Source organism: Mesorhizobium calcicola, from assembly GCF_042682105.1.
Classification (GTDB): Bacteria; Pseudomonadota; Alphaproteobacteria; order Rhizobiales; family Rhizobiaceae; genus Mesorhizobium; species Mesorhizobium calcicola.
The window spans coordinates 1-13,539 of sequence record NZ_JBHUGY010000008.1; the positions used below are offsets into that span (position 1 = coordinate 1).

At 63.8% G+C, this 13,539-nt stretch carries 15 protein-coding genes and 3 pseudogenes; 16 read left to right on the forward strand and 2 right to left on the reverse strand.

Going from position 1 to position 13,539, the window contains the following annotated elements:
- The 16 genes and pseudogenes from nadA to ACFSQT_RS03605 all read left to right on the forward strand — a co-directional run.
- Positions 1-889: quinolinate synthase NadA (gene nadA, locus ACFSQT_RS03530; RefSeq protein ID WP_379017043.1), on the forward strand; the 889-nt coding region annotated here is incomplete at its 5' end.
- The gene (locus tag ACFSQT_RS03535; RefSeq protein WP_379017044.1) at positions 886-2,415 is read left to right on the forward strand and encodes an L-aspartate oxidase; all 1,530 of its coding nucleotides are present in this window, start codon (positions 886-888) and stop codon (positions 2,413-2,415) included. The genes nadA and ACFSQT_RS03535, both read left to right, overlap by 4 nt.
- Positions 2,415-3,272 (forward strand): annotated as a pseudogene (gene nadC / locus ACFSQT_RS03540) (carboxylating nicotinate-nucleotide diphosphorylase). Before ACFSQT_RS03535 ends, nadC begins: the two are co-directional and overlap by 1 nt.
- A 101-nt stretch (positions 3,273-3,373) precedes the next feature.
- Positions 3,374-3,631 carry a hypothetical protein gene (locus ACFSQT_RS03545; RefSeq protein ID WP_379017045.1) on the forward strand — a complete coding sequence of 86 codons (258 nt, stop codon included), beginning with the start codon at positions 3,374-3,376 and terminating at the stop codon, positions 3,629-3,631.
- On the forward strand, positions 3,628-4,236 hold the full coding sequence (locus tag ACFSQT_RS03550) for a radical SAM protein (RefSeq protein WP_379017046.1): 609 nt from the start codon (positions 3,628-3,630) through the stop codon (positions 4,234-4,236). The genes ACFSQT_RS03545 and ACFSQT_RS03550 overlap by 4 nt, the downstream gene beginning before the upstream one ends.
- A complete protein-coding gene (locus tag ACFSQT_RS03555) occupies positions 4,154-4,381 on the forward strand; it encodes a biotin synthase BioB (RefSeq protein ID WP_379017047.1) in 228 nt (75 codons plus the stop codon). The genes ACFSQT_RS03550 and ACFSQT_RS03555 overlap by 83 nt, the downstream gene beginning before the upstream one ends.
- Positions 4,378-5,520: pseudogene (locus ACFSQT_RS03560) on the forward strand (8-amino-7-oxononanoate synthase). The gene ACFSQT_RS03555 and the pseudogene ACFSQT_RS03560 overlap by 4 nt, the downstream one beginning before the upstream one ends.
- Positions 5,517-6,152, forward strand: a complete 636-nt coding sequence (gene bioD, locus ACFSQT_RS03565; protein ID WP_379017048.1) for a dethiobiotin synthase — start codon at positions 5,517-5,519, stop codon at positions 6,150-6,152. Before ACFSQT_RS03560 ends, bioD begins: the two are co-directional and overlap by 4 nt.
- Positions 6,152-7,102 carry an aminotransferase class III-fold pyridoxal phosphate-dependent enzyme gene (locus tag ACFSQT_RS03570; RefSeq protein ID WP_379017049.1) on the forward strand — a complete coding sequence of 317 codons (951 nt, stop codon included), beginning with the start codon at positions 6,152-6,154 and terminating at the stop codon, positions 7,100-7,102. Before bioD ends, ACFSQT_RS03570 begins: the two co-directional genes overlap by 1 nt.
- The gene (locus ACFSQT_RS03575; RefSeq protein ID WP_379017195.1) at positions 6,987-7,379 is read left to right on the forward strand and encodes an aminotransferase class III-fold pyridoxal phosphate-dependent enzyme; all 393 of its coding nucleotides are present in this window, start codon (positions 6,987-6,989) and stop codon (positions 7,377-7,379) included. Before ACFSQT_RS03570 ends, ACFSQT_RS03575 begins: the two co-directional genes overlap by 116 nt.
- Before the next feature lie 39 nt (positions 7,380-7,418).
- Positions 7,419-8,419: pseudogene (locus ACFSQT_RS03580) on the forward strand (beta-ketoacyl-ACP synthase III).
- A gap of 26 nt (positions 8,420-8,445) precedes the next feature.
- Positions 8,446-8,580, forward strand: coding sequence for a hypothetical protein (locus ACFSQT_RS03585; protein ID WP_280952830.1), 135 nt, complete (start codon positions 8,446-8,448; stop codon positions 8,578-8,580).
- Between the two features lie 228 nt (positions 8,581-8,808).
- Positions 8,809-9,633, forward strand: coding sequence for a cyclase family protein (locus ACFSQT_RS03590; RefSeq protein ID WP_095090067.1), 825 nt, complete (start codon positions 8,809-8,811; stop codon positions 9,631-9,633).
- Between the two features lie 132 nt (positions 9,634-9,765).
- Entirely contained in the window at positions 9,766-10,032 is a 267-nt protein-coding gene (locus tag ACFSQT_RS03595) for a hypothetical protein (protein WP_143748873.1), read from the forward strand.
- Positions 10,033-10,324: 292 nt separating this feature from the next.
- Positions 10,325-11,176: a hypothetical protein gene (locus tag ACFSQT_RS03600; protein WP_379017050.1), complete on the forward strand. Its 852-nt coding sequence runs from the start codon at positions 10,325-10,327 to the stop codon at positions 11,174-11,176.
- Positions 11,177-11,438: 262 nt separating this feature from the next.
- Positions 11,439-11,651, forward strand: a complete 213-nt coding sequence (locus ACFSQT_RS03605) for a cold-shock protein (RefSeq protein WP_095090064.1) — start codon at positions 11,439-11,441, stop codon at positions 11,649-11,651.
- Between the two features lie 222 nt (positions 11,652-11,873).
- Here ACFSQT_RS03605 and ACFSQT_RS03610 read toward each other — a convergent pair whose 3' ends face one another.
- Together ACFSQT_RS03610 and ACFSQT_RS03615 are read right to left on the reverse strand one after the other, a co-directional pair.
- Positions 11,874-12,329, reverse strand: a complete 456-nt coding sequence (locus ACFSQT_RS03610; protein WP_095090062.1) for a Ros/MucR family transcriptional regulator — start codon at positions 12,327-12,329, stop codon at positions 11,874-11,876.
- A gap of 435 nt (positions 12,330-12,764) precedes the next feature.
- Positions 12,765-13,490, reverse strand: a complete 726-nt coding sequence (locus tag ACFSQT_RS03615; RefSeq protein ID WP_379017051.1) for a hypothetical protein — start codon at positions 13,488-13,490, stop codon at positions 12,765-12,767.
- Positions 13,491-13,539: the final 49 nt, after the last annotated feature.

Here is a 13,539-nt window from a genome sequence, read left to right on the forward strand (position 1 = left end):
CGACATCGACGCCATTCTCGAACTGAAGCGGCAGCGAAATTCCGTCATCCTGGCGCACAATTATCAGACGCCGGAGATCTTCCATTGCGTAGCCGACATCGTCGGCGACAGTCTGGCGCTGGCTCGTAAGGCGATGTCCACTGAAGCCGACGTCATTGTGCTGGCCGGCGTCCACTTCATGGCCGAGACGGCGAAGCTGCTCAACCCGCAAAAGACGGTACTCATCCCCGACCTCGAAGCCGGCTGTTCGCTGGCGGATTCGATCACCGCCGAGGATATCCGGCTGCTGCGGCAACGCTACCCGGGCGTGCCGGTCGTCACCTACGTCAACACATCGGCCGAAGTGAAAGCCGAATCCGACATCTGCTGCACCTCCGGCAATGCGAAAGCCGTGATAGAGTCGCTGGGTGTTCCCCGGGTCATCATGCTGCCCGACGAGTATCTGGCCCAGAATATCGCCACCCAGACCGATGTGGAGATCATCGCCTGGAAAGGGCATTGCGAGGTGCATGAGCGCTTCACGCCGGCCGACATCCGCCAATTGCGCGAGGACCATCCCGGGGTGACGGTGCTGGCACATCCCGAGTGCCCGCCGGAGGTCGTCGCGGAAGCTGACTTCTCCGGTTCGACTGCCGCCATGTCGGATTATGTCGGAAGGCAAAAGCCGCCCCGCGTCGTGCTGATGACCGAGTGCTCGATGAGCGACAACGTCGCGGTCGAGCATCCCGAGGTCGAGTTCATCCGGCCCTGCAATTTGTGCCCGCATATGAAGCGGATAACGCTCGCCAACATCCGTGCGGCGCTCGAGCAGAACCAACATGTCGTGACCGTCGACCCGGAGATTGCCGATCGCGCGCGGCTGGCCGTCGAGCGGATGATGGCCGTATGAGCATGGACGTCCACCATCTCGCCGGCCGGCCGGTGATCATCGGCGGCGGCATCGCCGGACTGATGACCGCGCTTCACCTGGCGCCCGAGCCGGTGCTTCTGCTGTCCAGGACGCCATTGGGCGCTGACGCCTCCAGTGCGTGGGCACAGGGCGGTCTGGCCGCCAGCCTCGGCGACGACGACAATCCGGCGCTGCACCTTGCCGACACGCTCACCGCCGGCGATGGGCTCTGCGACAAGGAGACGGCGAGCCGCATTCTCGATGCAGGACCCGACGCGATCGAAAGGCTTGCGGGCTTCGGAGTCCGCTTCGACCGCGCACCGGAAGGAACATTCCGTCTCGGACTGGAGGCCGCGCACAGCCGACGCCGCATCGTTCATGCCGGCGGCGACGGCAGCGGGCGCGAGATCATGCGTGCCTTGGTCGCGGCGGTCCGCTCGACGCCGACAGTAGAGGTCGTTGAGGGGTTCGAAGCGCGCCGGCTGGCCGTAGAGGACGGCAAAATCGCCGGTGTTTTGGCGAGCGGCCCGACGGGCCAGGTGTTCTTCACCACGGGACGGGCCGTCCTCGCCACCGGCGGGATCGGCGGGCTGTTTCTCGACAGCACCAATCCCCTGGGCAGTTGCGGACAGGGCCTGGCGCTTGCGGCCCGCGCGGGGGCTGTCCTTGCGAATATGGAATTCATTCAGTTCCACCCGACCGCGCTTGATGGATCGAACCGCCCCATGACGCTGATCAGCGAGGCGGTTCGCGGCGAAGGCGCAACGATCGTCGACGAGACGGGCCGACGTTTCCTCGATGGCTTGCGAGGCGCGGAACTCGCACCACGCGACATCGTCGCGCGCGCCGTATGGAATCACCTGGCCGATGGCCATCGCGTCTTTCTCGATGTCCGGGAAAAGCCCGGTCCGGCATTCGCGCGCCAGTTCCCGACGATCGCATCGGCCTGCGGCAAGGCGGGGATAGATCCGACGCGTGATCTCCTCCCCATCCGGCCGGCGCAGCACTACCACATGGGTGGTGTTTCCGTGGATCTGGCCGGGCGTACATCGGTTCCGGGACTTTGGGCTTGCGGCGAAGTCGCCTCGACTGGCCTGCACGGCGCCAACCGGCTGGCCAGCAATTCGTTGACCGAAGCCGTCGTCTGCGCGCGCTGGGTCGCCGAAAGCTTGGCGAGCGCCCCCGCCCGCCGAACAAAGCAAGCGGTTGCAAGCGACTGCCCGTCGCCCGATCCGACACCCGTGCGCCCTGTCTTGTCGCGGGCGCTCGGTGTCGTGCGAGACGGCGAAGGCTTGAAAGCAGCCGCGCGCGCCCTGTTGCCGCTCGCCGAGCGCAAGGGTGCGGACCCGGCGGCCGTCGGGCTGATGATCGCGATTGCCGCCTTGCGGCGCCGGGAAAGCCGCGGCGCTCACTACCGGATGGACTTTCCCTATCACGCGACTGTTGCCCGGCGTTCGGAAATCACCCTCGAAGCCGCCCTGGCGGCAGCGCGGGAACTCGAACCTGCGCTGGAAGGCGTCCCATGATGAACCTCTCGCCCCTTCCGGCAATCATGCTCGAGCCTCTGGTACGGGCAGCTCTCCTGGAAGACCTTGGCAGGACCGGTGACTTGACCACGAATGCCATCGTGGCGAAGGAACGCCACGCGACGACCGTGCTTGCGGCACGCCAGCGAGGCATTGTCGCCGGTCTCGATCTGGCGATGCTTGCCTTCAAGTTGATCGAGCCGAATGTCGAGATGACGGTGGAGCGAGCGGACGGCAGCGAAGTCACCCCAGGAGAGACCATTGCGTCGGTGACCGGCCCGGCCCGCGCCATTCTCACCGCGGAACGGACGGCGCTCAATTTTCTCTGTCATCTGAGCGGCATCGCCACGGCGACGGCGTCGGTCGTCGCAACGGTTCGCGGGCCATGGCGCAAAGATCGTCTGCACGCGCAAGACGACGCCCTGGTCTACGAGCCATCGAAAAATACGCCGTGCGCGCCGGTGGCGGTTCCAATCACCGTTTCGGCCTCGACGACGCCATCCTGATCAAGGACAACCACATTGCCATAGCCGGCGGGAATTCGCACGGCAATCGAGCGGGCGCGAATGAGCGTCGGTCATCTCGTCAAGATCGAAGTCGAGGTCGACACGCTGGCCCAGTTGGAAGAGGCCCTGGCGCTCGCCCCCGACGCACTCCTGCTCGACAACATGTCAGTCGATGACTTGCGCAAGGCGGTGGCCATGGTTAGTGGCCGGGCGGTCACCGAGGCGTCTGGCAGGATCACCGCCGCGATTGCGCCAGCCGTTGCCGCAACCGGTATCGACCTGATTTCCATCGGCTGGTTGACTCACAGCGCCCCGATCCTCGATATCGGCCTCGATTGCCGTGAGCTTTGATCGTGAGACCCTGACCATCTACACTCGACCCGGCTCCTCTCGACGCGACCAGCCAGTTTGAAGGGCGCCCATGTTGCCACAACGCAAGGAACAGGATGGAAATGCACGCAGCGATTTCTGAAAAGACCGCGCCTGAAATTCAATCCCTCGGCGACCGGCGGATGTGGGGCCTTGAAGAGGCCCAGTCTCTCCACGACTCGCCCTTCAACGACCTGCTGTTTCAGGCGCAGACCGTGCACCGCCAGAATTTCGATCCCCAACAAGGTCCAGCTCAGCCGGCTTCTCAGCATCAAGACAGGGCGGATGTCCGGAGGATTGCGGCTATTGCAGCCAGTCGGCGCATCACGAAAGCGGGTTGAAGGCGTCGAAGCTGATGGAGGTCCGGCGCGTCATCGCCGAGGCGACCAAGGCGCGTGACGCCGGCGCCACGCGCTATTGCATGGGTGCTGCCTGGCGCAAATCCCAAGGCGCGCGACATGGATGCGGTCGTAGCGATGGTCGAAGGCGTCAAGGCGCTCGGCATGGAGACCTGCATGACGCTCGGGCATGCTCGACCTCGGGCCAGGCGCAGCAACTGAAAGAGGCTGGCCTCGACTATTACAACCACAACATCGACACCTCCGAGCGCTACTACAACGAGATCATCTCGACCCGCACGTTTGCCGACCGGCTGGATACGCTGGCTAATGTCCGCGACAGCGGCATCAAGGTCTGCTGCGGCGGTATTGTCGGCATGGGCGAAGAGCCGGTGGCTCGGATCGACATGCTGGTGACATGGCCAATCTGCCGGAACATCCCGAAAGCGTTCCGATCAACATGCTTATCCCGATCGCGGGCACGCCCCGCTTGCCGACGCCAAGCCGATCGAGCCGATCGAATTCGTGCGCGTGATCGCGCTGGCGCGCATCATGATGCCGAAATCGCATGTCCGACTTTCGGCCGGCCGCACCGCGATGACCGATGAGATGCAGGCGCTGTGCTTCTTTGCCGGCGCCAACTCGATCTTTGTCGGTGACACGCTGCTGACGGCGAACAATCCCGGCGAAGACAAGGATAGCCTTCTGTTTCGCCGTCTCGGCATCGAGCCGATGGAACTCGAGGCGCAATGAACGGGGCACCGCTTGCCCGCTATGACGCGACCTTGCAGGGGACTGGCTCGCAAGGACCGGTTGCGGACACTGTCGCCGCGCGCCGGCCTCGATTTCTCGTCGAACGACTATCTCGGGCTTGCCGCTTCGAGAAGGCTAGGCGACGCGGTTGCGGCGGCGATCGCGCAGGGCACGCCGGTCGGCGCCACCGGATCGCGGCTGTTGCGCGGCAATGCGCCGGAACACGAGGCCCTGGAGGCGGACGCGGCGGTGTTCTTCGCAGCTGACCGCGCGCTGTTCTTCGGCAGCGGCTATATCGCCAACTTCGCTCTGCTGACCGCCCTGCCGCAGAAGGGAGACCTTTTGGTCCTCGATGAGCTCGCCCATGCCAGCATGCATGAAGGGGCCCGTGCTGGCCGCGCCGAGTTCAAGCTCGCCGCGCATAACGACATCGATGCCTTCGAGGATGCGATCAGGCGCTGGCGCGCCGAAGGCGGTATGGGGCGCGTCTGGATCGTGGTCGAAAGCCTCTACAGCATGGATGGCGACCGCGCGCCGATGGAGAGCCTGGTTGCGCTTGCCGATCGGCATGAGGCATTCATTGTTGTCGACGAGGCGCATGCCACCGGTGTCTGGGGACCGGAGGGCCGCGGCCTTGCCGCCGCTTTCGAGGGCCGCGACAACATCGTCGCACTCCACACATGCGGCAAAGCGCTCGGCGCGTCCGGCGCACTCGTCACCGGGCCGGGACTGCTGTGCGACTATCTCGTCAACCGCTGCCGACCTTTCATCTATTCCACTGCGCCATCGCCGCTGATGGCAGTGGCAGCGCGCGAAGCGATTGCGATGCTGTCCGATGAGCCCCGACGCCGTGTCCAGTTGCAGGAGCGCGTTGCCTTCGCGGGCCGCCAATTGGCCGAGCGCTGCGGCGTGAAGCCCAGCAGCTCGCAGATCCAGCCCTTTGTCATTGGCGACAACAGGCGCACCATGGCGGTGGCGGCGGCGCTGCAGGCGCGCGGCTTTTCGACATACGTGGCATTCGTCCGCCGACCGTGCCCGAGGGCACGTCGCGGCTGCGCATTTCGCTGACGCTCAACGTCAGCGAAGCCGACATTTCCGCCATGGTGGAGGCGCTCGTCGAGGTGTTGGCCTCGGCATGACCAAGCGCATCGTCATCGCCGGAACGGATACCGGCATCGGCAAGACGGTGTTTTCGGCGGGATTGGCCGGCCTGCTCGATGGCTTCTACTGGAAGCCGGTGCAATCGGGCCTCGACGAGGAGACCGACAGCGAGGTTGTGGAACGGCTCGCCGGCCTGCCGACGGGGCGCGTGCTACCCGAAGTGTATCGCCTGAAGGAGCCGCTGTCGCCGCATCGTTCAGCCGAACTCGACGGCGTCGCGATAGACGTGGCAAAGCTCTCGCTTCCGGACTTGCCGGGTCCGATCGTCATCGAAGGTGCCGGGGGACTGATGGTGCCGCTCAACCGGCAGAAAAAGTTCATCGACATATTCGCTCAGTGGCGGATGCCGGTCATCCTATGCGCGCGTACCACGCTCGGCACAATCAACCACACCCTGCTGTCGATCGAAGCGCTGAGGGCCCGTTCTATCCCGCTCATCGGCATTGCCTTCATCGGCGATGAGGTGGCCGATACGCAGAGAACAATCGTGGAATTCAGCGGCGTGCGCCAGCTTGGCAGGCTGCCGCACCTTGATCCGCTGACGAGTGGGACGCTGCGGGAAGCGATGGTTGCCGGCTTCGACCTCACAGCGATCGCTGGAGGCGAATGATGTCGCAGTCACAAGTCTGGCATCCGTTCACCCAGCACGCGCTCGAGCCCACCATCCCTGAAATCATCCGGACGGAAGGCGCCTACCTCCACAAGGCCGACGGCACGCGCATCCTGGATGCCATTTCGTCCTGGTGGGTCGTCACCCACGGCCACCGCCATCCCTGCATCATCAAGGCCATCGAGACGACCGCCTCGAGCCTCGACCAGATCATCTTCGCCGGCTTCACGCACGAGCCGGGCCGAACGCCTCGCCAAGGCACTTGTCGGCCTCGCTACCCGTCCGGTCTCGACTGGGTGTTCTATTCCGACAGCGGTTCGACCGCCGTCGAAGTTGCGCTGAAGATGGCGCTCGGCTATTTCCGCAACATCGGTGCGCCGCGCTCACGCATCGTCGTCATGGAGCACAGCTATCATGGCGACACGATCGGTACGATGAGCGTCGGCGCCCGCGGCGTGTTCAACGCTGCCTACGAGCCGTTGCTGTTCGAGGTCGACACCATCCCCTTCCCGGCCACCGGGCGCGAACAGGAAACACTGGATCGTTTCGAGGCCGTCACCCGCGACCGGTGTGCCGCTGCGCTGATCGTCGAGCCGCTGGTGCTTGGCGCAGGCGGCATGCTGATGTATCCGGCCTGGGTTCTCACCGAACTGAAGAAGATCGCCGAAACTTCGGGCACGCTGCTGATCGCCGACGAGGTGATGACCGGCTGGGGCCGCACCGGAACCATGTTCGCCTGCGAGCAGGCATCGATCTCTCCGGATATCCTCTGCACCTCGAAAGGGCCTGACCGGCGGCGCGATCCCCCTGGCGGCCACGCTTGCCACCGATGCCATCTTCCAGGCCCACTACTCCGAGGACCGGAAGAAGACCTTCTTTCATTCGAGTTCCTACACCGCCAATCCGATTGCCTGCGCGGCGGCACTCGCCAATGTCGAGATCTGGCATGACGAACCGGTGGCCGAGCGGGTCGCGGCCCTGAGCGCGAGACAGACCGCCGGGCTTCGGCGCTTTGGCGACAATCCTTACTTCGCCGACAGCCGGGTGACCGGCACGATCGCGGCCCTCGATCTGCGCACAGGCTCAGCCGGATATCTGGCCGAGATCGGGCCGAAAGCTGCGCGCTTTTTTCGTCGAGCGCGGCCTGCTCGTGCGCCCGCTCGGCAATGTGCTGTATCTCCTGCCGCCCTATTGCATCACCGGCGACGAGCTGGACGGGCTCTATGATGCCATAGAGGAGGCCGGCGAGCGCTTCGGCGCGAAGCCTTGAGCAGATCGTCGACCATTCTCGGGTTCGGTCATCATGCACCCGCGCGCCGGGTCGAGAACCCGGAAATCGAAAGACAGTCTCGGGCTCGAACCCGGCTGGATCGAGCGGCGCACCGGCATTCGCTCGCGCTTCTGGGCCACGGACGAAGACACGCTGTCGGGCCTTGCCGCGCAAGCCGGCGACATGGCGCTGGCGAGCGCCGGCTATCGACCGTGGCGACATCGGTCTCTTTGTTGCTTGCCACCTCGACACCCGATCACCTGCTGCCGCCCAGCGCGCCGCTGGTCGCCCATCGGCTTGGGCTGAGGCGTGCGGGCGCGGTCGACCTGACCGGCGCTTGCGCCGGCTTCATCTATGCGCTGATGTTCGCCGACGGGCTTCACCCGCCTGCACGGCAAAGGCGACCCTTGTCATCGCCGCCAACATCCTCAGCCGCCGCATCAACCCGGCCGAGCGCGCCAGCGCGGTTCTGTTTTCGCCGACGCCGCCGGGCGCCCATGGTGATCGGTCCCTGCGAGGATCCCGGGCCGAGGGCATTCTCGGCGCCTCGGTGGATTCCGACGGCTCGCGCTACGGGCTGATCCGGATTCCGGCAGGGCGGGAAGCAACATCCCGTTCCAAAGTGCCGACCTCGATCTAGCACAGACCCGAATGACCATCGCCGATGGCCGCGAAGTGTTCGCCAGGGCCGTCGAGATGATGACCGCCTGCTCGCAGGACGCGCTCGCTGCCGCCCGGACGCGGCCGCAGGACATCGATCGGTTCGTGCCGCATCAGGCCAATGCCCGCATCTTTCGATGCGGTCGGAGGAATCTCGGGCATAGCGGATCATGCAGTCGTCAAGACGATCGCCGACTACGGCAATTCCTCCGCCGCAACGATCCCGCTATCCCTCTCGTTGGCCAATCAGACAGAGCCATTGCGGCCTGGCGAAAAAGTCCTTCTTGCTGCCGCGGGGGCGGGCTTAAGCGGCGGGGCACTCGTCGTTGGAATTTAGCCGGCGCTCGTTGGCGCGAACGCTGCGTGCCTGACCGGCATGCAGCAGTCGCCTCTGGCCGGCTTTCGAGTCGCGAGCGCGAAAAGGAATTCGCCGCGCTGACCGATGACGAGGCAAGGCGGATCGAGGCGGTCTACGCGCAAATCTTTGGTGCCGATTGAAGAAATCATCTTTCGATCGGCGCTCCAGCTTTTCGGAAATGGCATTCAGAACCATCAGAGCGGGAAGAGCATCAGGTGTGGTCAACAGCGCGTTAACGCCGAAATTTTGCGACAGGCCCAGTTGATCTCAAGCAGGGAGACGTGCTGGAAGGCATTGTTGACGGCCTCGGCACCCTGCGCAACCAAGTTCTTCGCCGGACGTTCGAATAATTATTGAGAAGGAACTCCATGACCCGCCAAATTATCGATCTCTCCATCGCCCTCGACAATGAAACGCCAGCGGACCCGCCGCCGATCCGCCCCGTGATCAGCTATACTGGGCATCGCGAAAGCGCCGAAGGCATGGTGGCGTTCTTTCCCGGGCTCGGCGTGGATCAGCTGCCCGGTGGCTATGGCTGGGCAGTTGAAGAGTGCAAGGTCAACACGCACAACGGCACCCACCTTGATGCGCCATGGCACTATCACCCCACCATGAACGGTGGTGAACGGGCAATGACCATCGACGAAGTGCCGCTGGATTGGTGTATGCAGCCGGGTGTGAAGTTGGATTTCCGTCATCTGCCAGACGGTTATGTGGTGACGGCCGCCGACGTTGAGGCCGAGCTTGACCGCATAGACCACACGTTGAGCCCGCTGGAAATTGTGCTGGTCAACACTTCGGCCGCCGCCGCTTATGGCAGCCCGGCCTATCTGGGCAAGGGGTGCGGCATGGGCCGTGAGGCCACGCTTTTCCTGACCTCACACGGCGTGCGGGTGACCGGCACGGACGCATGGAGCTGGGATGCCCCCTTTCCCTTCACCGCCAAACGTTATGCTGAAACCGGCGACGCCAGCATCATCTGGGAAGGACATAAGGCGGGAGCCGAGATCGGTTATTGCCACCTCGAAAAACTGACCAACCTCGACCAGCTTCCGCCCAAGGGCTTTACGGTTACCTGCTTTCCGGTAAAGATCAAAGGCGCCTCTGCCGGATGGACGCGCGCAGTGGCCCTACTCCAAGAGGTTCCGGCCATGGCGCGGCAGCGCCTTCCGCAAGAGAATTCGAACGGGTGACGTTTGACCATGGCGTGAGGATGGAGTCCGCAAGCGCATCGCTGTTCACGACCGTATAGACGTGCGCTTCCCGCAGCCTCCGCTCCCTCCGGCGGCCGCCACGGGAACAGGGTTTCGTGCTTGATGTGGCGGGTGAAGGAGCTGCAGAAGTCGCGTATCCAGGTCCTTGTAGGCATCGATGTGACCCGCGTTTCCGCCAATGCCGAGGTCGACGAACGGAGCGGCGCGACGTCCCTCACCGCGACTATCGAGGTGGTTGCCGACCAGTTCAAAGCTCTACCGTACGTGAAGCTCTATCCGGATATGCCCGTCGACGTGTCGATAGTGACGGGTGAGCGCAAGGGCATTGTGCGTGCTGCCACACTAGCCGCGGGACTGACGAGCGTTGGCATTGTGTAAAAGACATCGTCATAGCCCCTGCGGAACGACGCGATCGCAAGAGGATCGCCACTGCTTTTCGGCAGCGTCGATGAAAAAGGGTCTGTCAAGGCCGGTGAGATAGTTTGGCTATTCAGATAGTGCACATAGTCGGGACCTGTGGCCGCCCGCAGCAACAGGCTCGCTCGTCTCGACCTTCCTCCATCCCCTCATAGCTCGCATCGTCGGCACCTGCATCTAATCGGTAGGTCGTGAAGTGCTGGCTGTTCAAGAGGCGGATGGTTCGGCTCTGTACCGGAGCAAGGAATCAATCGTGTTCAAGCGCACCATCGTTTCCGGCCTGATCGTCGCCGCCGGTTCGCTGGCCGGAACCGTCCGGCCCTCGGCGGCCCATGGCTATCATCACCACCGCGAAATCGGCATTGCCGCCGGCGTCGGCGGGTTCGTGCTTGGCGCCTGCTCGCCCAGCAGCCCCGGACCCTCTATCTCGACGAGTACAGCGGTTCCTGGTAGGTCCGCCGCTGCCTCGCCTGCTACGCCAGCCGATCCGGGCTTGGACACCTATATCGGCTATGACGGCTACCCCCTATCGCCGCCTTTAAGAGGAGATGGACCGTTTCAGCAACATGAGGGCTTCCTCATGGCCCGTTTTTTCGTTGGTCTGAATGGTTCCAGCCCAGGCTGGCTTGTTCCGGCCCGGCTGCCTGGCCACGCATTTGGCGAGCGAAGCCGGTGGTGTACAGTGATTTCCAGACAGCCTAATCTCGACCACAAACGACCGGCTGATCGCCCCGAGGAGAGAGAAGGTTTGAACGAGCAGGATCCCAAGGAAGACTTGATCGACACGATTTTTCGCAATGGCACCATCACCGCCGTCGGCATCCTGCTGGCGTTCTCGCTCGGCTTCATCACGCATTGGGCCGCCAACCCAATACCGTGGCAGCTCCACCATTTGCTGGCCGCAGCGCCGATGCTGATCGGCATCGCGCTTCAGATGCGGGCCCTGTCGATGCTGCTCGACATTAGTTCCCTGCAACGGCGCATTTATGAGCGCGCCAACCGCATCTTCCTGACCGGGCTTATTCTGACTGCTAGTGGTGTCGGGCTGGCCATCTTGCTCGATGTCTTCGAGATGGCGCGCACGGGCGCGCTGCCTCTCGGCTAGCCGACAGCTACAGCGCCGTGGCCATCCCAACAGATGTCGCACCATTCGGCGCCGACCCGGCTGGCCATGCGCTCGCCGATCCTGACCGCCGGGTTGGTCGCGCAGGGCCATGCGCTTGGCGGCAGCGCGGGGTGGGGCTGGCTGCCGGGTGGTCCGGCCGGGCCTTGCAATTTTTTGTCTTTGCTGCGCGTAACGCCTCGGCTGTGAATCGAGTAGGCTTAATGGCCTACCCACGTTGCAATTATTACAAAGGAATACGGATATGGCGACTGGAACGGTGAAGTGGTTCAACAGCACCAAGGGGTTTGGATTTGTCCCGCCTGACAATGGCGGTCAGGATGTGTTCGTCCACATTTCCGCTGTGGAACGTGCGGGTCTCTCGACTCTCATTGACGGCCAGAAGATCAACTATGAGATCGAACAGGACCGCCGTACTGGCAAGTCCTCCGCTGGCAGCCTCAGCAAAGCTGGCTGACTTTTCTCCTGCGGCCCGGCAAAAGCCTGCACGACGCGCCACGTCCCGATCGTACTGACCCGCTCGATAAGAGCGGCCGAGAACATTACCGCAGACCGGGACAGCAGATTGTTGCAAGCCGCGAGGATGTTTGCGAGTGGAGGGGGCTGGTCCGCGCCTTCTGATGTTCTGCGCAGACGCCGACAGCAGCTGCGCGCTTCAGAACGAACTTGATAGATAAGATCAAGCTGCGACCTTCTTGCGGGTCCGCTTCGCCGGCGCCGGCGTTTCCGGCTTGCGGCCGAGCCCCATCGTCTTGGCCAACGCCGAGCGCGCCGCGGCGTAATTCGGCGCGACAATGGGATAATCCGCCGGCAGACCCCATTTGGCGCGATACTCATCCGGCGTCAGCCCATAGTGGGTCGACAGATGACGCTTCAGCGCTTTGAATTTCTTCCCGTCCTCAAGGCAGATGATGTAGTCCGGTGTCACCGACTTCCTGATCGGGACTGCAGGCTTGAGAGCCTGCGGCTCTTCTGCGGAGACACTTTCGGCCGTGCCCTTCAAAGCTGCGTGCACTTGTCCGATCAGGGCAGGGAGATCGCCCACCGGCACCGGATTGTTGGACACATAGGCTGAGACGACATCGGCGGTGAGCTCGATGAGGACGTCGATGTTGTCGTCGGCTTCTTCTGTCATGAAACTCTCCGGGTAGCGTGAAAACATAGTCGGTGAAGGATTGCTTCATTAGTGGTGGTTGCCGCGGAAAGCAATAAATCTCTCGCCAGGTTATTGCGATACTCGTCCAACATGAGGTCTAGTCAGGCTTCCGTCAGATACCACGAGTATGATGATACCCTCAGCGTGCAATGCGACAGGAATGACCGTGCGCAATTGTATTTTCATTTGCACTCGGGGTTGGCTATGACGGGTATTGGTCGACGTGGTGGCTTGTACAGTGGGCAAGTCAGAGCTGGGGGCGCGCAGGACATAGGGGGGGCCCGCGGTCCTGCCTCTGGACAAGGTGGCCAACAGTTCAATTCGCTCATGGAGCGGATGCGTTCCGACCATGAAAATCCAGAGGGCGGACCCGTCCGCACCAGTGATATCCTGCGGGACGCGTCTCCTCATCCATCAGTTGGCGCACGCGGGAGGCGGCGCGGGTTGGATAGGGAGGAAGGCTGGTCGCATTTCGAGGATGAACCCTGGCGCGGCGATCAGGTGGCGGAGGGCTCGCAAAGGGGCGAGCGCCCGCCTCAGCGACAGGATCGTGGCGCATTCAATCGGGAAGAAGGCCCCTCGCGTTTCGGGGATGAACCCTGGCGCCGCGAGCGCCCGCCCCAGCGACAGGATCGTGGCGCATTCAATCGGGAAGAAGGCCCCTCGCGTTTCGGGGACGAACCCTGGCGCGGCGATCGGGTGGCGGAGGGCTCGCAAAGGGGCGAGCGCCCGCCTCAGCGACAGGATCGTGGCGCACCCTATCGGGAAGAAGGCTCCTCGCGCTCTGGTGGCGAGCATTGGCGCGGCGATCGGGCGGCCGAGGGCTCGCAATGGGCTGAGCGCCCGCCTCAGCGACAGGATCGTGGCGCACTCTATCGGGAAGAAGGCTCCTCGCGCTCTGATAGCGAGCATTGGCGCGGCGATCGGGCGGCCGGAGACTCGCAAAGGGGCGAGCTCCCGCCTCAGCGACAGGATCATGGCGCATTCAATCGGGAAGAAGGCCCCTCGCGTTTCGGGGACGAACCCTGGCGCGGCGATCGGGCGGCCGAGGGCTCGCAATGGGCTGAGCGCCCGCCTCAGCGACAGGATCGTCGCGCACTCTATCGGGAAGAAGGCTCCTCGCGCTCTGATAGCGAGCATTGGCGCGGCGATCGGGCGGCCGGAGACTCGCAAGCAAGCATGCGCCAGC

Coding starts and splice junctions, on each gene's coding strand:
- ACFSQT_RS03535 (WP_379017044.1), top strand. CDS start 886: ATGAGCATGGACGTCCACCATCTCGCCGGCCGGCCGGTGATCATCGGC.
- ACFSQT_RS03545 (WP_379017045.1), top strand. CDS start 3,374: ATGCACGCAGCGATTTCTGAAAAGACCGCGCCTGAAATTCAATCCCTC.
- bioD (WP_379017048.1), top strand. CDS start 5,517: ATGACCAAGCGCATCGTCATCGCCGGAACGGATACCGGCATCGGCAAG.
- ACFSQT_RS03570 (WP_379017049.1), top strand. CDS start 6,152: ATGTCGCAGTCACAAGTCTGGCATCCGTTCACCCAGCACGCGCTCGAG.
- ACFSQT_RS03590 (WP_095090067.1), top strand. CDS start 8,809: ATGACCCGCCAAATTATCGATCTCTCCATCGCCCTCGACAATGAAACG.
- ACFSQT_RS03605 (WP_095090064.1), top strand. CDS start 11,439: ATGGCGACTGGAACGGTGAAGTGGTTCAACAGCACCAAGGGGTTTGGA.
- ACFSQT_RS03610 (WP_095090062.1), bottom strand. CDS start 12,329: ATGACAGAAGAAGCCGACGACAACATCGACGTCCTCATCGAGCTCACC.
- ACFSQT_RS03615 (WP_379017051.1), bottom strand. CDS start 13,490: ATGCTCGCTATCAGAGCGCGAGGAGCCTTCTTCCCGATAGAGTGCGCG.